At 72.4% G+C, this 16,729-nt stretch carries 18 protein-coding genes and 1 pseudogene; 9 read left to right on the forward strand and 10 right to left on the reverse strand.

Annotation, left to right across the window (positions count from 1 at the left end; all coding sequences use genetic code 11):
• Positions 1 to 68 precede the first annotated feature (68 nt).
• A complete protein-coding gene (locus ABGB21_RS33845) occupies positions 69 to 1,250 on the forward strand; it encodes a phosphotransferase (RefSeq protein WP_347657802.1) in 1,182 nt (393 codons plus the stop codon).
• Between the two features lie 131 nt (positions 1,251 to 1,381).
• Here ABGB21_RS33845 and ABGB21_RS33850 read toward each other — a convergent pair whose 3' ends face one another.
• The 3 genes from ABGB21_RS33850 to ABGB21_RS33860 form a co-directional block, all read right to left on the reverse strand.
• Positions 1,382 to 2,488, reverse strand: a complete 1,107-nt coding sequence (locus ABGB21_RS33850) for an ADP-ribosylglycohydrolase family protein (RefSeq protein WP_347681264.1) — start codon at positions 2,486 to 2,488, stop codon at positions 1,382 to 1,384.
• 142 nt (positions 2,489 to 2,630) lie between these two features.
• Complete coding sequence (locus ABGB21_RS33855; RefSeq protein WP_347681266.1) at positions 2,631 to 3,113, reverse strand: 8-oxo-dGTP diphosphatase; 483 nt, start codon at positions 3,111 to 3,113, stop codon at positions 2,631 to 2,633.
• An 85-nt stretch (positions 3,114 to 3,198) separates the two neighbouring features.
• Positions 3,199 to 3,792, reverse strand: coding sequence for a histidine phosphatase family protein (locus ABGB21_RS33860; protein WP_347681268.1), 594 nt, complete (start codon positions 3,790 to 3,792; stop codon positions 3,199 to 3,201).
• Positions 3,793 to 3,904: 112 nt separating this feature from the next.
• Here ABGB21_RS33860 and ABGB21_RS33865 point away from each other — a divergent pair, with 112 nt between their 5' ends.
• Positions 3,905 to 4,633, forward strand: a complete 729-nt coding sequence (locus ABGB21_RS33865; protein ID WP_347657805.1) for a restriction endonuclease — start codon at positions 3,905 to 3,907, stop codon at positions 4,631 to 4,633.
• A gap of 59 nt (positions 4,634 to 4,692) precedes the next feature.
• On the opposite strand, the gene ABGB21_RS33870 is transcribed toward ABGB21_RS33865, so the two are convergent.
• Complete coding sequence (locus ABGB21_RS33870) at positions 4,693 to 4,857, reverse strand: hypothetical protein (RefSeq protein WP_347657806.1); 165 nt, start codon at positions 4,855 to 4,857, stop codon at positions 4,693 to 4,695.
• Positions 4,858 to 4,946: 89 nt separating this feature from the next.
• Between ABGB21_RS33870 and ABGB21_RS33875 the strand changes: the two genes are divergently transcribed.
• Positions 4,947 to 5,078, forward strand: a complete 132-nt coding sequence (locus tag ABGB21_RS33875) for a hypothetical protein (RefSeq protein WP_347657807.1) — start codon at positions 4,947 to 4,949, stop codon at positions 5,076 to 5,078.
• Positions 5,079 to 5,193: 115 nt separating this feature from the next.
• Here ABGB21_RS33875 and ABGB21_RS33880 read toward each other — a convergent pair whose 3' ends face one another.
• The 3 genes from ABGB21_RS33880 to ABGB21_RS33890 all read right to left on the reverse strand — a co-directional run bounded on the left by ABGB21_RS33880 (position 5,194) and on the right by ABGB21_RS33890 (position 7,417).
• A complete protein-coding gene (locus ABGB21_RS33880; RefSeq protein WP_347657808.1) occupies positions 5,194 to 5,646 on the reverse strand; it encodes a hypothetical protein in 453 nt (150 codons plus the stop codon).
• A gap of 185 nt (positions 5,647 to 5,831) precedes the next feature.
• On the reverse strand, positions 5,832 to 6,449 hold the full coding sequence (locus ABGB21_RS33885; RefSeq protein ID WP_347681270.1) for a DJ-1/PfpI family protein: 618 nt from the start codon (positions 6,447 to 6,449) through the stop codon (positions 5,832 to 5,834).
• The gene (locus ABGB21_RS33890; protein ID WP_347681272.1) at positions 6,449 to 7,417 is read right to left on the reverse strand and encodes a GlxA family transcriptional regulator; all 969 of its coding nucleotides are present in this window, start codon (positions 7,415 to 7,417) and stop codon (positions 6,449 to 6,451) included. Before ABGB21_RS33890 ends, ABGB21_RS33885 begins: the two co-directional genes overlap by 1 nt.
• A 184-nt stretch (positions 7,418 to 7,601) precedes the next feature.
• Here ABGB21_RS33890 and ABGB21_RS33895 point away from each other — a divergent pair, with 184 nt between their 5' ends.
• The 4 genes from ABGB21_RS33895 to ABGB21_RS33910 are packed head-to-tail and all read left to right on the forward strand — an operon-like array spanning position 7,602 to position 10,516.
• The gene (locus ABGB21_RS33895) at positions 7,602 to 8,285 is read left to right on the forward strand and encodes a phosphatase PAP2 family protein (RefSeq protein WP_347681274.1); all 684 of its coding nucleotides are present in this window, start codon (positions 7,602 to 7,604) and stop codon (positions 8,283 to 8,285) included.
• Positions 8,286 to 8,343: 58 nt separating this feature from the next.
• Positions 8,344 to 9,069: a hypothetical protein gene (locus ABGB21_RS33900; protein ID WP_347681276.1), complete on the forward strand. Its 726-nt coding sequence runs from the start codon at positions 8,344 to 8,346 to the stop codon at positions 9,067 to 9,069.
• A complete protein-coding gene (locus tag ABGB21_RS33905) occupies positions 9,066 to 9,419 on the forward strand; it encodes a transcriptional regulator (protein WP_347657813.1) in 354 nt (117 codons plus the stop codon). Before ABGB21_RS33900 ends, ABGB21_RS33905 begins: the two co-directional genes overlap by 4 nt.
• A complete protein-coding gene (locus tag ABGB21_RS33910; RefSeq protein WP_347681278.1) occupies positions 9,410 to 10,516 on the forward strand; it encodes an acetylhydrolase in 1,107 nt (368 codons plus the stop codon). Before ABGB21_RS33905 ends, ABGB21_RS33910 begins: the two co-directional genes overlap by 10 nt.
• 70 nt (positions 10,517 to 10,586) lie before the next feature.
• Here the strand turns inward: ABGB21_RS33910 and ABGB21_RS33915 are convergent, their stop codons facing one another.
• Positions 10,587 to 11,918: a diaminopimelate decarboxylase gene (locus tag ABGB21_RS33915; protein ID WP_347681280.1), complete on the reverse strand. Its 1,332-nt coding sequence runs from the start codon at positions 11,916 to 11,918 to the stop codon at positions 10,587 to 10,589.
• Positions 11,919 to 12,375: 457 nt separating this feature from the next.
• On the opposite strand from ABGB21_RS33915, the gene ABGB21_RS33920 reads away from it, so the two are divergent.
• Positions 12,376 to 12,783, forward strand: a complete 408-nt coding sequence (locus ABGB21_RS33920) for a hypothetical protein (protein ID WP_347657817.1) — start codon at positions 12,376 to 12,378, stop codon at positions 12,781 to 12,783.
• A gap of 276 nt (positions 12,784 to 13,059) precedes the next feature.
• Here ABGB21_RS33920 and ABGB21_RS33925 read toward each other — a convergent pair whose 3' ends face one another.
• Positions 13,060 to 15,285, reverse strand: coding sequence for a transporter substrate-binding domain-containing protein (locus tag ABGB21_RS33925; RefSeq protein WP_347681282.1), 2,226 nt, complete (start codon positions 15,283 to 15,285; stop codon positions 13,060 to 13,062).
• Between the two features lie 889 nt (positions 15,286 to 16,174).
• Between ABGB21_RS33925 and ABGB21_RS33930 the strand changes: the two genes are divergently transcribed.
• The gene (locus tag ABGB21_RS33930) at positions 16,175 to 16,414 is read left to right on the forward strand and encodes a winged helix-turn-helix domain-containing protein (protein WP_347657820.1); all 240 of its coding nucleotides are present in this window, start codon (positions 16,175 to 16,177) and stop codon (positions 16,412 to 16,414) included.
• A 219-nt stretch (positions 16,415 to 16,633) separates the two neighbouring features.
• On the opposite strand, the pseudogene ABGB21_RS33935 reads toward ABGB21_RS33930, so the two are convergent.
• Positions 16,634 to 16,729, reverse strand: a pseudogene (locus ABGB21_RS33935) (IS982 family transposase); the annotation flags it as partial.

Consider the following 16,729-nt stretch of genomic DNA (forward strand, 5'->3'; position numbering starts at 1 on the left):
CGAGGTGAGCGACGGATGCCGAAGCTCTGATCCGCCCGTGCGAGTCCGGGCGTAGAGCGAGGTGCTCCGTGAAAACGCTGCCCGACAACCCCCATCTCGACCACCTGCGTCAGCAGGCCAAGGACCTGCTGGCCGGACTGCGGGACGTCGAACCGACCGCGTCACTGGCCGACGCGCAGGCATCGCTGGCCCGCCAGTACGGCTTCCGTACCTGGACCGCACTGAAGGCGGAGGTCGACCGTCGGCGCGGCCGGTCCGACGTCGCCGCCCCGGCGCTCGCCCGCGCGCTCGCCGACCGCTACCGGCTCGGCGAGGTGGTCGGCGAGATGCGGGCGCTGGCCCGCCCCGACGACATGGGCCGGCAGTGGTCGCTGGAGACGGACCGTGGCCGCTGGGCGGTCCGGACGATGGACACCTGGTGGCCGATCGTCGACGCCGAAACCGACGTCCGACTGCAGGAAGCGGTAGCCGCCGCCGGCGTACTGCTGCCGACTCCGGTGCGCAGCCGGTCGGGCCGGATCGTGGAGACCGTCGAGGGACACCGCTGGCGGGTCTCCGAGTGGCTGCACTCCGGGCCGCCGCTGTCGGCCCCGGCGAGCGCGACGGTGACCCGCGAGGTGGGCGCGATCCTCGCCACGATCCACGGACTCGCCCTGCCGGTGGACCGGATCAGCCCCTGGCACGGGACACGGTTGAGCGGGGTGGAGTGGCCGGAAGTCGCGGCCACGGCGACGGGGCGCTCCGCCGGGTGGGCGCCCCTGCTCGCCGCGGCGGTGCCCACCCTGGTGGACCTGGAGCTGATCGGGGCGGACGCCCCGGCACCGCCGGCACCGGTGCTGTGTCACAACACGCTGGGCCCGGCGAGCGTACGGCGGGGCGCGAACGGTCGGCTCGTGGTCACCGGGTGGGAACACGCCGGAGGCCAGCCACCGAGCTGGGAACTCGCCAACGGCCTGCTGGACTGGACCGTCGAGCCCGGCGGCGCGGTGAACACCGTCGGGGCGCGAGCCCTGGTCGACGGGTACCGCGAAACCGCCGGCACCCTTCCGGACCTGGATCTCACCATGTTCCGGGGAGCGGTCACCAGCCTGGTGAACTACGTCTCCGGGCAGGTCGATTACGCCCTGGCCGCCGGTGACCCGGAGGATCGACGGTACGCGGACCGCAGCGTCACGCACCTGCTGTCCCACCTGCCGACCCGGTCCACCCTGGAGCGGCTCCTCGACGTGGCGGTCCTGACCCTTTCATGAACCCTGCTGACCCCGTCACCAGCGCACCTTCCGGCCCGGGGCGCGGGCGGTGGCCGACCCTCGCGCCACCGCCCGGCCCGGAGCCGTACCGCCGAGGCGGTTACCCGGCAGGCCCACGCCCGATGGTCGGCTCACCAGCCCGGATAGCGGCGGTACCAGTACGGGTCGGGTCCGTCGATGTACTCGCCGCCGGACGGGGAGTCGAGTCGTTCGGCGAGCAGGTCCCGGGCCAGGGTGTCGGCCACCCAGGCCAGTTCCAACCGGGCGATCCGGTTGGCGGGCAGCAGGTCGGCGCCGTACGCCGTACCGAGGAGCGCGCCGGTGACCCGGGCCAAGTGCCCGCCCTGCCCGACCGAGGCGGCGAGCAGCAGCGCCTCGAAGATCCCGTGTGGATCTCGTAGCGAGCAGGCGAGATAGACACCGCCGGCCAGCGCGGAGACCGCCCGGTCGTCGGGTACGAGCCGGGCCAGTTCGGCAGGGTCGGCGGGTCGGGACGCGGCCGCGGCCAACGCCTGTTCCAGGGCCTGCCCGGCCGCACCGCCGGCCTCCTCGGCACAGGTCTCCAGAGTCGTCCGCACCGCCGCCGGTATGTCCACTGTCGACGCCGGGCTCCGCGCTCGTCGTCGGCTCGCTTCCACGTCCTGCTCCTGCTCCGGTTCCTCGGTGAGCTGGTAGACGATCGCGCCGGCGAGGTGGGCTGCCTCGATCGCCTCCGGCCCGTGGGTCAGCGCTGCGACGTCGGCGGCGAACTCGCCGCGCATGGCGGGTCTGAGCAGGGACATCACCCCGACCGGCAGGCTGAGGACAAGCCCGTACGCGTCGACGCTGGTACCGACCGGCTCCTTGACGGTGCCCATCTCCCCGCCCCGCATCACCGTCGCGATGGATGGTGCGGTGCCCCGTCCGTGGCCGAGGATGGAGAGGTCCGCCAGCCAGCCGTCCGGCCACTCCCGATCCCGCCAGCGCTTGATGTCCTTGACACCCTGTAGGGCGCCCCACCGGTGGTACGCGTGCCAGACCACACCCGGCATGCTGGAGATCCCCCGATGACTGCCCCGCACGCTGAACCGGATCAGGCCCTCGATGGCGAAACAGACGAGCTGGCCGGCGCTGGTCGCCGGCACCGCGCCGCTGATCGGGACAGTGCCGCCGCTCCCGCCCAACGCGTCACCGAGGAGAAGGCCGAGCACACAGCCCCGGGTCTTCGACAACAGGGCCGTCCGCTTCTTCAGATCCATGCCTCGGAGCATAGGAACCGGTACGGAGCGTGCGCTGCCCCTCGCGGTCGTGCCGGATCAACCGCTCGGGTGCCGGTCCCGGCGGCCGGTGTCCCCTGGGACCGTCGCGGCGGTCGTGCCGTCGGACGTACCGGGTTCGCGATCAGCGCTGGTAGGACCAGTCGAGCATCCGGTCGCCGTCGTACGGCATGACGCCGTGGAACGGTCGGGGATCGGCGTCGAAGACCATCGGCAGCCAGAGATGGTCGCTGTCCCACATCGGCCTGCTGTGCATGTCGTTGATCGGTACCCACTCGAGGGTGCCCTCGTGATTGCCGAGGTGCGGCGTACCGTCGAAGCTGTCCGCTCGGAAGACGAAACACAGCAGGTCCAGCCGTCGAGGGCCGAAACCGGTCCAGAGCATCGTGCCGCGTAGCGCCAGGTCGGCGGTGACCAGGCCGGATTCCTCGTAGACCTCGCGGCGGGCGCCGGTCAGCACGTCCTCGCCGGGCTCCACGTGACCGCCGAGGCTCAGGTACTTGCCGTGGTGGACGTCCTGCGGGCGCTTGTTCCGATGGATCAGCAGGACCTGCGTCCGGTCGGGGGAGCGGACGTACACGGCGGTCTGCAGCACCGGGGCGATCATCGGGCCAGTATGGCAAGGGCCCGTCCGGTCGGTGTCGGGTTGACCGACAGGTGCGTGGACCGGGCTGACCGGGGCACCGGGCTGGTCAGACGTGCTGGTCCGCCGGAAAGCCGGTCCAGCGCAGTTCCGGCGGCAGGTGCCCCATGTCGTTGAAGAGCACCAGGGCCGGGGGGCGGTCGGAACGGTAGAGGATCGTGGTCAGGGCGCAGTTGCCCTGGTTGAGGCCGAGCCAGCGCCAGCCGGGGGCGTGCAGGGCGTGCCGGACGAACCAGCCGATCTGGAAGTTGTGGGTGACGACCAGGTCGTGGGTGTCGACCTCGGCAGGCACCGCGTACCGGGCGATCGCCGCCTCGGCGAGCCGTGCTCCGACGGCGTACTCCTCGGCGGTCACGCCGTCGAGGAACCGGAGGTAGACGTCGGGAAGCGACTGCGGGTCGGGTACCGGCGGAACGTGGTCGTCCAGCAGCTCCGACACCTGTACCGGCACCTCGGGCAGGCACTCGCTGATCAGTTGGGTGGTGCGGACCGCCCGGGGGAGCGGGCTGTGCTGGATCGTGGTGATCGGCAGCCCGGCCAGCCGCCGGCCCACCAGCCGGGCCTGCTGCTCACCCCGTTCGGTGAGCCTGCCGTCGGCGGTCGCCTCGCCGTGCCGGACCAGATGCAGGAACCGGTTCGCCACCCTGCCTCCTCGCCTGTCGCCGATGATCCAACTGATCTTGCCACCTTGGCGGACGACAGGATTGTCGTACGCGAATGTCACACTGGGACACCCTCTCGTTACAGGAGTTTCGATGTCTCGAGTGCGTTCGTACCGACGACGCGACGGCACCCGGGTCAGGGGCCACCAGCGCACCCGACGTGCGACCACCTCCCGCCTCCGGCGGGCGCCCCGGGTATCGCGCCGCCGTCCGGCGGCCCGGTCCACCCCCGACCGGTCCGGTTGGTGGCTTGCCGGTCTGGCCCTGCTGGTGGCGCTGTGGCTGGTCACCGAGTTCGTCCGGCGACATCCGATCTGGTCGGTTGTCATCCTGGTCGGGCTGCTGGCCGCCGGAGCTGGCGTGCTGACCCTGGTTGTCCGGGCCAACCAGCGCCAGCGGGCGGAGGAGCAGGCGCGGGCGCTGCACGTCGAGGTCACCGACACGATGACCGGTCCGCAGTTCGAACAGTGGGTGGCCGCGCTGCTCACCCGTTCCGGATTCTCGGGAGTGACGGTCAGCGGTCGGGCCGGCGACCGGGGCGCGGACATCGTCGCGACCACCCCCGACAACCGGCGGCTCGTGTTGCAGTGCAAGCGGCACAGCCCGACGAACCGGGTGGGCAGCGCCGCGATCCAGCGCTTCGCCGGCACCTGCCGCAGCATCCACCGGGGAGACATCTGCGCGATCGTGACCAACGGCTCGTTCACCGCCGGCGACGGACAGCAACTCGCCCGGGAACTCGACATCGTCCTGCTCGACCGGACGGCCCTGGCGCACTGGGCGTACACCGGGATTCCGCCCGCCTCGCTCGGGCGAGGCTGAGCGGGTCCCGACCGCGACGCCGGACCAACCGACCCGGCGTCGCGGTCGGCGGACCAGGTTCAGGACCGCTTGGGCGCGTAGTGCAGGGCGATGATGCCGCAATCGAACGCCTGTGCGTTGACCAGGTCGAGCCGCTGGTAGTCACCCGAGTGGCCGAACACCGGCAGGCCGGTGCCGATCGCCGCCGTGGTCGCCGAACTGCCCGACGCGGCGGACCTGCTCACCCGGGCCGAACCGGCGGGCGCCGACAACGCCTGGGCGGCAGCCTGCCTGGCCCGGGCCCGGGCCCGGCAGGCTCACCGGCGACCGGGATGTGCTGCGCACCGCCGTACGGGGCTGGGAACGCATCGGTGCCCGGCTGGAACGGGCCGTCACGCTGCTGCTCCTGCCCGACCGCGCCAGCGAGGGGCAGACCGAACTCGACGACATCCGCACATCGGGGTGACTCCGGCGGGGCACCGTACGGCCGGGCCGGCCCGCAGAGGGTCGGTCGCCGGGCGGAAACGTCGGTCAGCCACGACGAGCAGGGCGACCACCGCCACCGCCGACGCCGGCCGGGATCAGCAGGGCCTGACTGTCCACACCGGATACCAGTCGACCTCGTAGATGTTGTTGCCGTTCGGCGGGTACGTCCTGATCGGGCCACCGCCGGATCCGTAGGTCCGCACCGCGGCGTTGCCGGTCTGGTTGTTCTTCATCGCCCCCAGGTCGTACCAGTTCGACAGCGTGTACACGCCGCACCGGTACAGGTGGAAGACCTTCCACTGACTGACGGTGTCGTCCCAGACGGCCAGGCAGGCCCGGCCGAGCGGACAGGGGTGGTCCGCGAAGTCGTACCGGCCGACGTGCGTGACCCGCTCGGCGGCCGGCGAGATACCCGGCGACGCGGCCATGACGGTCGAGTCCGTCACCGGGGACGTCGGGGCCGCCTGTGCCGGGGCGCCGGCCAGGGCAAGAACCAGCATGCCCACGGCGACGCCGAGTGTCCCGACGATCGTGCGTCCACGTCTCATCGCCTACCTCCGCGGCTGATCGGATCCGGATGTCGGCGCGACGCTATCGAGACGAGTCTTCATCGCCCTTTCAGCAGGGTTTCACCGGCGACGGCGCCGCCGGTTGATCGGCAACCTTCGTGCCCGGCATCCGTACCCTCGCGGTCGCCCGCCTCGGTTGGCGGACCGGGGCGTCGGCGCGGCGGTCAGAGAGTCCTGAGTCGCTCCCGGGCCGCCGGGGACGCCTTCGCCAGGGACCCGGCGTCGAAGGGCGGTTGCGGGTCGTACTCGATCAGGAGCTGGATGGCTTCGGCGGTGAGTCGGTCGGCGAGGCGTGCGACCAGGGTGAGCGCCATGTCGAGCCCGGCCGAGACACCGGCGGCGGTGATCAGCTTGCCGTCGACGACCACCCGTTTCGGGGTGTACGTCGCGCCGTACGACGCCAGCTGCCCGGTCCGGGCCCAGTGGGTGGTGGCGGTGCGTCCGGTCAGCAGCCCGGCGGCGCCGAGCAGCAGCGAACCGGTGCAGACCGAGGTGGTCCACCGGGTGCCCGGGTGGATCCGGCGGAGCCAGTCCAGCAGCGGTCCGTCGGCCGGGTAGTCGCGGGCACCGGGGCCGCCGGGCACCACCAGCACGTCACAGGCGGTGATGTCGGCCAGCGCCGCGTCTGCGGTGAGCGCGAGCCGGCCGGCGCCGTCCCGGACCGGCCCCGCCTCGGCCGCCGCGAGCACCACCTTGGCGCCGGGCAGGTGGTTGAGTACGTCGTACGGGCCGACCGCGTCGAGGGCGGTGAACCGCTCGAACAGCGGGATGACGATGCGCATCAGAGTTCTCCTCGGTCGGCGAAGTGCTGTCGGTAGCGGCCGGGCGTGACCCCGACGGTTCGTTTGAAGCAGCGGTGCATCGTCTCGACGGTGCCGAAGCCGCAGCGCCGGGCGATCGTCTCGCCGGTGCCGTCGGTGCTCTCCAGCAGCCGCCGGGCGGCCTCGACGCGGGCCGCCTCGACGTACGCGGCCGGGGTCTGTCCGGTCTGGGCGGCGAAGACCCGGGTGAAGTGCCGTTCACTCATGCCGGCCCGGGCGGCGAGTACCGGCACGCCGAGATCGTCGGCGAGGTGTTCGGCGATCCAGGTCTGCACGTCGCGCAGCGGTGTACGGCTCGGACGCTGCGCGGCGAGCTGGGTGCTGAACTGGGTCTGACCGCCGGGGCGTTGCACGAACATGACGAGGCGCCGGGCGATCGTCCGGGACGTCTCGGCGCCCCGGTCCGCCTCCACGAGCGCGAGCGCCAGATCGAGGCCGGCGGTGACCCCGGCCGAGGTCCAGACCGTACCGTCCCGGACGAAGATCGGGTCGGGTTCGACGGTGACCGCCGGATACCGTTGCGCGAGTTCCGCGCAGCTCGCCCAGTGGGTGACCGCGCGCCGGCCGTCCAGCAGCCCCGCCTCGGCGAGCAGGAACGCGCCGGTGCAGACGGCGGCGATCCGCCGGGAGCGGGCGGCGGCCGTGCCGAGCCAGTCGACCAGCCGCCCGTCGGCGCAGGCCCGTACCCGACCCGGCCCGCCGACCGTGATCAGGGTGTCGATCGGCTCGCCGTCGCCCGCCCCGATGCCGCTGGTCGGGGTGAAGGTCAGGCCACCACTGGACGTGACCGGTTCGCCGGTCGCCGTCACGGTCTCCAGCGAGTAGCCGGGCGCGAGCCGCTCGGCCTGCGTGAACACCTCGTGCGGGCCGGTCAGGTCGAGGACCTGGAATCCGGGGAAGAGCACGAAGACGATCCGGCGGCGGTTCATGCACCCATGGTCGCGGCGGATCGGAGCCGGCGGCAATGACGCCGTCTTGACGATTTCCGCCACGATAGCGGTCTGCGGCGGCCGGCCCCGGGGGTACGTCGGCCATCAGGGGGCGGGGTATCTCCGGGGGATCTCAGGGCGTCGACGGAGGTCGGGCGGCCGGCGGAACTCCCAGACTGTCGGTATGTCGATCAGTCCTGACCTCGTTCCGGCCGGTCCGCCTGCCGACCGCCGTGTTGTGCTTCTGGGCGGGGCCGCCGGCCTCGCCACGGTGTCGTTGGTCGGCGTGCTGCTCGGTGACGACGTACCGCCGTTGGACGCCTGGCTGCTGGCCCACCTGTACGCCGCACCGGGCGTGCCCGTGGCGGCGGTGGCCACCGTGGTCAGCGGCGTCGGCACCCTGGCGGCGTTGGCCCTGCTGCTGGTGGTCGCCGGCCGGCTGCTCTGGCGGGATCGGCGGCGGGCGGCCGGACCACTCGCCCGGCACCTGCTCCTGCTGCTCGGTTCCGCGAGCGCCCTGCTGCTGCAGGTCGTCTTCCAGCGACCCGGCCCGCCGGTCGCGGCGGCGGACTGGACCTATCCGAGCGGCCACGCGGTGGTGGTGACCGCCGCCGCGCTCACTGCGGTACTGCTCGCCTGGCGGCTGGGTCCGGGATGGCGCCGACCGGTGCTGACGGTCGCGGTCGGCGCGGTGCTGCTGGTGTCGGCCAGTCGGGTGTTGCTCGGCGAGCACTACCTCATCGACGTGGTGGCCGCCGTCACCGCGACCACCGGCGTCGGGCTGCTGCTCGCCAGCGTGCTCCGGCTCTGGCCGGCCCGGCGCGCGGCCGCGTCGACGGCTGGGTCCATCGGGGCAGGTCTGGGTTGAACTGTGTTTCGCCAAGTTGGGGGTAGTGCAAATAGGTTTGCTGTGGAAACCTATTGCTATGACCACTGACTCGGTGTCGGCCGGCGACGACCCCCGCCGCCTCCTCTCCGACATGCGCATCCTCGCCGGCCGCGTGCGCCGCGACCAGCGCCTGACCTGGGTCGCGTTGCTGGTGCTGGCCGCGGCGACCTTCTTGGCCATCCCGTTCGACTGGCTCTTCATGACGGTGCGGTGCGAAGCCGACGGCTGCATGTTCGCGCGGCGCGGCCTGCTCTACTACTGGCCGCCGGCACTCCTGCTCGGCTACGCGGCGATCGCGGTCAGCTACGTGCGGGCCGCCCGGGCGCAAGGGCTGGGGGCCCGCGTGCTGCCGTACGCGATCACCGGTGCCGTGACTGCCGGCGTCCTCACCACGGCGTATGTGGCGGCGGCGCTCTACCTCCCGAGCCACCCGCCGTTCGGGGGCGGTCCGTCGCCGTTCTGGTGGATCGTGCTGGACCGGCTGATCGCCCCGTGGGGCCTGATCGGTCTTGCGCTGCTCGTGCTGGCCCGCCTGGAACGCAACGTCCCGCTGCTGCTGTTCACCCTGGGCTACCTGGCGCTGGTGCTGCTGGTACTGCCGACGACCGAGGGCGCCGTACCGCCGGACTGGGCACTCCTGTCGTTCATGTCGGCGGCGGACACCCAGCTCCGGCTGTCGATGACGACGCCCCAGCTCATCACCGGCACGGTGCTCCTGGCCGGCGGGATCGGCTTCTCGGTGGCCCGCCGGAGGCGGCGGTGACCGCCGCGACCGACACCCCGGACCCGTCCGACCACCCGGCCACCGGCCTCGACGAGGTCGTGCACCAGAGGGTGCGGCTGGGCATCCTCGCCATCGCGCACGAGGCACGGCGCGTCGAGTTCGGCTACCTGCGTATCCAGCTCGACCTGACCGCCGGCAACCTCTCCAAGCACCTGAGCGTGCTGGAGACGGCCGGTCTGATCGACATCGAGAAGGGCTACGAGGGCAAACGTGGCCGCACCTGGATCACCCTCACCCCCGCCGGCAACACCGCCCTCGCCGAGGAGATCCGCCGGCTCAAGGTGCTGATCGCCCGCGTCGAAACCACCACGGAGGACAAATGCCCCTGACCCGCCGCAGCCTGCTCGCCGCCGGCCTGGCCGTCCCGCTCGCCACGGCTGCCGGTGCCAGCCGGGTGACGGCCGCCCCGGTCCGGCTCACGTTGCCCGCACCCACCGGCCCGCATCCGGTCGGTACCGTGTCGCTGCACCTCGCCGACCGCAGCACGATGGCCAGCGTCTGGTACCCGGCCACGCCCGGCGCCCGGCACTATCCGCGAACCCCGTGGATGCCGGCCGCGCCGTTGCGGGCACTCCTCGAGGACAACGGCTTCGACCCCGACGTGGCGGCGGGACCACTCACGTCGGGCCGCGACGGCGCGCCGGTGCGCCCCGGCCGCTACCCCGTGATCCTGTTCTCGCACGGCGCCAACGGCCACCGCTCCGAGGCCACCGTCGTGGCGCAGGAACTGGTCAGCCACGGCTACGTCGTGGCCACCGTCGACCACCCCCACGACGCCTACGTCGAGTTCCCCGACGGCCGGCTCGCCGTCCCCGACGACGAGTCGACCACACCCTGGACCCACGCCGACGACATCCTTTTTGTTCTCGACCGCCTCGAGAAGATCGCCGCCGGCCGCAACCCCGGACACCTTCCGCTGCCCGCCGGCCTGGCCGCCGCCCTCGACCTGCGCCACGTCGGCGTGTACGGCTTCTCGAAGGGCGCCACCGCCGCCGCCCTGGTCATGAACGTGGACAGCCGGGTGCGGGCCGGTCTCAGCTTCGACGGCCCGATGGAGTCGGGACCACGGCCCGCAGCCCTGGACCGGCCGTTCATGCTGATGACCGCAGACTTCAACCGGGTCGACGCCCCACCCGTCGAGGAGTTCTGGCAACTCCTGCGCGGATGGCGGCTCAACGTGCAGGCCGAGGGTGCCCGGCACGGCGCCTACTGCGACCACCAGTCGCTGATCCCGCAGCTGGCGAGGCTGATGGGCTGGACTGACGAGGAGCTCGAGGGCTGGATCGGCACGCTGGACCCGGCCCGCGCGACCCGGATCCAGCAGGCCTACCCGCTGGCCTTCTTCGACCGTCATCTCCGCGGCATCCGGAGCCGGCTACTCGACGGTCCGAGCCGGGCCTTCCCCGAGGTGCGGTACCTCCCCTGACGGCCACGGGCCGCCCACCACACGTGGCGGGCGGCCCGACAGGCCGCGCCCGGCCGCCGGGGACCTGTGATCAGCAGCAGCCCGGCTCGTCCACGTCACGGCGGAGCAGATCCTCCGGAGACTCCCGGCGTACCAGGGTGTTGACCCGGCCGTCGCGGACCGCGAGCAGCGGCGGCCGGCCGACCAGGTGGTAGTTGGACGCCCGGCTGTGGTGGTAGGCGCCGGTGCCGGCCACCGCGAGCAGATCACCGGGGCGTACGTCGGAGGGCAGCGCCAGGGTCGGTACGACCACGTCGTCGACGTCGTTGTGCCGGCCCACCACACAGGTCGGCACCGACGGGGCGGAGGTCGGGCGCCCGACCAGCACCGCGCTGTGCCGGGCACCGCAGAGCGCGCCCGACGGGCAGTCGGTCATCCCGCCGTCGACCGCGACGAGGCCGCGTCCGTCCTGGTCCCGGGTCACCGAGACGACGTGGTAGAGGGTGACCCCGGCCCGGGACACGATCGCCCGGCCCGGCGAGACGGTCAGCCGGGGCACCGGCAGCTCGTGGCGTTCCGCGACCAGCCGCAGCACACCCCGGATCCGTCCGGCGAAGGCGGCCAGGGCGAGGCTGGGGTCACCACCGGAGTAGGCGACGGCGTGTCCGCCGCCGAGGTTCAGTTCGGTCACCTCGACGTCGTGCCGGGCCCGCATCGCGGCCAGGAAGTCCAGCACCACGTGCAGTTCGTCTTCGTAGCGGTTGAACCGGCTGACCTGGTGGCCGACCGAACAGTCCATCCCGACCAGGGTCAACCGGGGCTGGGCGACGATCCGGGCCACCGCCGCCGCCGCGTCCCCGGAGGCGATCCGCAGCCCGAAGCGACGGTCGACGCCGTCGGCCGGGTCGGTCGCCCCGATCACCCGCAGCAGCACCCGCTGGCCGGGCGGAGCGGTCGCGGCGAGCCGGGTGATCTCCCCGACCGACTCGACGACGATCGTGCCGACCCCGACCGCGTACGCCGCGACCAGGTCCTCGGGGGTTTTCGCGCTGCCGTACAGCACCACCCGGTCGGCGGGGAAGCCGGCCGCCAGCGCCACCCGCAGCTCACCCGCCGAACCGACGTAGAGCCGTAGCCCCTCCTCGGCCACCCATCGGGCGACACCCCGACTGAGCAGCGCCTTCGCCGTGTACGCCACGTTGTCCGGACCGAACGCGGCCAGGTAGTCGCGGCAGCGGGCCCGTACGTCGCCCTCGTCGAGCAGGTAGGTCGGGGTGCCATACCGGGCAGCCACGTCGGCCAGGCCGACCCCACCGACGAACAGGTCACCGTGCGCGCCCCAGGACGCGGTGGCCGGCCAGACCTCCTCCAGCGGTGTCCGCAGCGAGGTGCGCAGGGAGGGAAGGATCTCCGCCAGGGTCATCGGACGCCTCCAGCAGAACGGACGGATGTGGTCACGGCGACGACGGTCGCCCTGGCGGCGGTCGGTCCGCCAGGGGTCTTGACGCCGCCGCTACGGCGACGGCCCGCTTCCCCATGCCGCCGATACGGCCCTTCTGGCCGGGCGGGTCACCGGTCCGGCGCTGCGCTGGTCAGCGGCCGATCGTCAGGTCGGTGGGCGGTTTGTCACCGGGTCGGCGGTCTGTCGCCGACCCGTCATCAGGACGGCGGTCTGTTGCCGGCCCGTCATCACGTCGGCGGTCTGTCGCCGGCCCGTCGGCGGGACGTGCGGAAACCGGCGCTCCCCGTCGGGAACGCGTCAAGGCCGGTTGGCGGCCGCCCGATCCTGCGTTGACCTGGGTCGGTGGCGGTGTGCCGGAGCCCTTCCCCGGTCCGGGTGGACGCCCGGTGCCGTCGGGCGTCGGAGTGAGGTGGGGGAGATGTCCAGTTCCGGCTCCGGGGTGCAGTCCGACCGGGCGGGGCGTACGCCGACCGGGATCAACGTCGGCGTCGGATCGGTGTTTGTCGTGCTGGCCGCCTGCGTGGCGGGGGCCCTGTTCCCGCCCCGGGAGCTGCCGGCGCGACTGGTGGTGATGGCCCTGGCGGCCGGCGTCTTCGCGGCCCGGGTCGCCGACCTGCGAGCCGTGTCCTGGGTCGGCGGGCTGTCGGTACTGGTCTTCACCGGGTTCCTCGCCAACCGGTACGGCGAGCTGACCACCCGGGACGGCGACCTCTGGTGGTACGTGTTGACGGTCGCCGTCGCCACGATGCTCGGGATCGGCTACCGCCGGACCCGGACCTGGATCGCCGCCCGGCCCGCCCGGTCAACGCGGCGGTCCGGTACCTGACCAAACTCAGTGTCCCCGGCTTGTGGGCTGAACCGCGCTCGCGGCGGTCGACCGGGTTCGGACCGGCTTTGAGTCGCCCCTGAGGGCCCGGATGTGTCGGCCGTGGGCGAGCTCAGGTGGGAAGTCGTCGGGGAAGGCAGCGTCGACGGCTGCTGGCTGGATGCAGTGGTGATCGTGGGCGCAGGCGCTGGCTACGTGGAGTACGGGCTCAGGCCCGTCGTCGGTGACGAGGGTTGAATCGACGCGTTGGGGCACGATGCGAAGACCGCTCTGAACTCAGCGGACCTCAGGAATTGTCGGCTCTTGCTTGTCGTACTGGCCGAGGGTGCGCCGCCAGGCGGCCCGCCAGCGACCGTCGGCGATGATCCGCCGCAACGTCTCGGTGAGCCACACATGGAAGGGCTCGTCATCCTTGCGCAGGCCGATCCCGTACGGCTGCGGGTCGAATGCCCGGCCCACCAGCCGGAATCCCGCGTCGCTGCCGGCGACCAGGCCCACCAGGGCCGACCCGTCCCCGGTGATCGCGTCGACCCCGCGCATCAGCAGCGCCTCGGCGCATTCCTGGTAGCTGCCGAGCGAGGTCGTCGCCAACGACCGGCCGAGCTGCTCTTCGAGCCGGCTACGGTGTGGAGTACCGGTGACGGTGCAGATTCGGCGGCCGGTCGGTATCGACTCCGGGCCGGTGATCGTGGTCTCGTCGGCGCGTACCAGCAGTTGCTGCCCCGGCAGGTGGTACGGCCCGGCGAACGCGACGCGGTGGGCGCGGGTCTCGGTGATGGTGTAGGTGGCGATGACGAGATCGACCGCGCCCTGCTCGAGGAGCTGTTCCCGGTCCGTCGACGAAGCCTCCGTCCACTGCACGCCGGCGGGGTCGAGGCCGAGTTCACTGGCGATCAGCCGGGCGATCTCCACGTCGAACCCCGACATCGTCCCGTCGGGTTCCCGGTAACCGGTGCCGGGCAGGTCGAACCTGCTGCCGATCACGATCCGCCCCGCTGCCTGCAACCTTCGCATGGTGGTGCCGTCGGCGAAGGTCGGCGTCGGCTGCGAGCCCGGCGTGGGGCCGGCGTCCCCACCGCCGGACCAGTCCCACGGGCGCAGCACCACGGCGACGGCCAGCACGGCCAGCACGAGTACCCCGGCGAGCAGGACCCGGCCGCGTGCCCGGGACGGCGCCGACCGGCCCGGGACGCCGGCCGACGGGTCGGCTCCCGGCACCGGTACCGGGGCTGACGTGCTGGGCTCCGGCGCCGGAGAGCCGGTCGGAGGTGGTGACGTCGGAGGGGCGGTCGGCATTGAGGCGGGCGGTGGCGTTCCGGCTGGTGCTGGGACCGGCGGGCCAGTCGGTGCTGTGGCCGCAGGGGGGAGCGGTGCCGGGAGCGGCGGGGCGGGTGGTGCCGGGGCCGGGCCGGCCGGCAGCATGTCGTCCGGCGGTACCGCGAGGGCGCCCTCGGCGACCACGAGTTCCGGCTGCTCGGTGACGATCGGCGCCACCCCGAGGGCCCGGTGCAGCAGGGTGGCCGCCAGCGGGATCCGGCTCGCGCCCCCGACCAGGACGACCGTGGCCGGTTCCGCTCCGGTGCCGGCCGAGCGGACCGCCGCTATCATCACCTCGACGGTGCGGTCCAGCACCACCCGGGCCAGACGTTCGAACTCCTCCCGGCCGACCGGCACCGACTCGTCGAAGAGCGGGACGTGCAGGTAACCGACCGAGGTCCGGCTCAGGCTCTCTTTCGCCCGACGGGCCTCGTCCCAGAGGGCCAGTGCGGCGCGGCGGTCGGCGTCGTCGTCGGGTGCGGTCAGCCGCCGCCACCGGACCGGGTCGCGGTCAGCCAGCACCCGACCGATGTGGCCGACGAGCGCCGCGTCGAGATCCAGCCCGCCGGTCTGCGACAGCCCGTCGGTGGCCAGCACGGTGAAGCCGCCCGTCGCGGTGCGGCGGACCACGGTCGCGTCGAAGGTGCCCGCGCCCAGGTCGTAGATGGCGACGTGACCGCCGGCCGGCACGGCCAGTTCACCGGCCCCCACCAGGTAGCTCGCGGCGGCGACCGGCTCGGCGGCGAGCCGGGGCTCGGGCAGGCCGGCCTCGACGGCGGCGGCCACCAGCAGCGCCCGCAGGGTCGGCCCCCAGGTGGCGGGCACGGTAAGCAGTACCGATCCGGGCTCGCCCGGCCTCGCGACCCGAGCGGCCTCGTCTGCGACCCGGGCCAACGTGGCGGCCACCAGCGAGCTGACGGCGACCTCCCGGTCACCGAGCCAGAGAGTGCTCTCGCCGAGGCGCCGCTTCGGATACGGCTCGAAGCCGTGCGGCCGCCGCCGGGCCGCGCCGGTGGCGTCCTGACCGGACAGGATCGTGCCGCCGTCCTCGACGCAGGTGGCCGAGGAGAGCAGCGGCGAACCGTCGAACAACAGTGGACGGGTACGCCCGTCCGGCCAGCGCATCACGGCCACAGTGTGCGACGTGCCATAGTCCACACTCAGCCGGAAGCCACCGTCCGCCACCCCGGCAGCCTAGTCGGCCGTCGATGGCCCGTAACGGCGGGCAGCCTCCGACGCCGATCCGGCGACGAAGCCCCTGGCCGTCCCGGCTCAGCGCCGACACCACCTTCTCGATCACGGTCTGATGTCGACCTCCGGGGCCGACCACCATTGCGACGGTCCGGGCGGTGGGGGAGGGGTGATCGGGGCGGCTGGCTGACGTCGACCGTCCGGGGGCGACCACCATTGCGAGGGCATTGCCGGCTACCAGCGGCCGGTGTTGCCCCGGGACCGCTGTTCCGGGTCGCACCGGCGGGCGTGCTGGGTATGCCAGTCTCGTAGCGCCCGCTTGAGCCGGTCGTTCTCCTGGCAGGCGATCCGTAGCTCCTGCAGGGTAGCGGCCAGCTCGTCGGCCAGTCTGCGCTGGAAGGCGCGTACCTCCGCTGGGTCGATGCCGCGTCGGCGCGGCGCGAACTCGCGGGTCCGTACCTCGAGCGGGGGCAGCGGTCCGGTTGGCCGCCGCCGTAGGCGTGACCACTTCGATAGATCTGTGCCACCTCGATCCTTCCCGTCGTGGGGGTACCGTCTCGGGCCGGGGCTGCCCGGGGTCGAGCGGTGGGCGCGGTTGCCAATACCTCCCTCTGGTCCGAACTGGAAGGGCGGGCCGTCCACCTGCCGGCCGTGACCGGCCCGCCCGGCACCTGCCACCGCAGCCTCGTTCGGCGGTACGACAGCAGGGCAGTCCAGGAAAGGTCGGGACGTGTGCACCCGCCCCGACCGCAGGTGAGCCGATCTCGTTGCCACGCGAGGAGCGGCTCATCAGGAAACATATCTAGTACAGCTAGATAAGTCAATGCAGCTTGTTGAGTGGGGGTGTCATGTGATCGAATTGGCGTGCCACGCAAGGAGCGCCATGCCTGAGATGCCGGATTACTGGCGGATAGCCGACGAGATCATCGCCGACGTCAGATCGGGGAGGCTGAAGCCGGGGGACAAGCTGCCCTCGATTGCTGAGCTGCGTGCGCAGTACGACGTCAGTCACGGCACCGTACAGATGTCGTACGCGCGGCTGGAGGCGTTGCGGGTGATCCGGCGTCACCAGGGCAAGGGAATCTTCATCACCGATCCGGCAACGTGGATGCGGGAGCCCTGAGCGGGCAGTCTGCCCGGCAACGGCGGTGACCGCTGCTGTTTAGCCAGCCTTCGCTCAGGTGCGTCGGCTGGCCCGTCGTCACCGATCCTGCGACCGAAGCGGGGGTTCGTAGGCGTAGCCCGGACTTGATCTGCCTCGTGGGGATGGTGGAGCGACGACTCCTGGTGCGATGGCCGAGCATATAGAAACCTAGATGATTGAGTCCTAAATCTTTGCTGGTCAATGGTCGTACGCGATGAGTGATCGTGGGTTGGGTGCGCCGATGTTGGTGTTGTGCCAGATCACAGCGGCCAGAGCGAGGAGGCGCTGACCGAC

This window comes from Plantactinospora sp. B24E8 (assembly GCF_039871735.1).
Taxonomy (GTDB): domain Bacteria; phylum Actinomycetota; class Actinomycetes; order Mycobacteriales; family Micromonosporaceae; genus Plantactinospora.

Coding starts and splice junctions, on each gene's coding strand:
- ABGB21_RS33850 (WP_347681264.1), bottom strand. CDS start 2,488: ATGGATCTGAAGAAGCGGACGGCCCTGTTGTCGAAGACCCGGGGCTGT.
- ABGB21_RS33855 (WP_347681266.1), bottom strand. CDS start 3,113: ATGATCGCCCCGGTGCTGCAGACCGCCGTGTACGTCCGCTCCCCCGAC.
- ABGB21_RS33865 (WP_347657805.1), top strand. CDS start 3,905: ATGTCTCGAGTGCGTTCGTACCGACGACGCGACGGCACCCGGGTCAGG.
- ABGB21_RS33880 (WP_347657808.1), bottom strand. CDS start 5,646: ATGAGACGTGGACGCACGATCGTCGGGACACTCGGCGTCGCCGTGGGC.
- ABGB21_RS33885 (WP_347681270.1), bottom strand. CDS start 6,449: ATGCGCATCGTCATCCCGCTGTTCGAGCGGTTCACCGCCCTCGACGCG.
- ABGB21_RS33890 (WP_347681272.1), bottom strand. CDS start 7,417: ATGAACCGCCGCCGGATCGTCTTCGTGCTCTTCCCCGGATTCCAGGTC.
- ABGB21_RS33895 (WP_347681274.1), top strand. CDS start 7,602: ATGTCGATCAGTCCTGACCTCGTTCCGGCCGGTCCGCCTGCCGACCGC.
- ABGB21_RS33900 (WP_347681276.1), top strand. CDS start 8,344: ATGACCACTGACTCGGTGTCGGCCGGCGACGACCCCCGCCGCCTCCTC.
- ABGB21_RS33910 (WP_347681278.1), top strand. CDS start 9,410: ATGCCCCTGACCCGCCGCAGCCTGCTCGCCGCCGGCCTGGCCGTCCCG.
- ABGB21_RS33915 (WP_347681280.1), bottom strand. CDS start 11,918: ATGACCCTGGCGGAGATCCTTCCCTCCCTGCGCACCTCGCTGCGGACA.
- ABGB21_RS33920 (WP_347657817.1), top strand. CDS start 12,376: ATGTCCAGTTCCGGCTCCGGGGTGCAGTCCGACCGGGCGGGGCGTACG.
- ABGB21_RS33930 (WP_347657820.1), top strand. CDS start 16,175: ATGCCTGAGATGCCGGATTACTGGCGGATAGCCGACGAGATCATCGCC.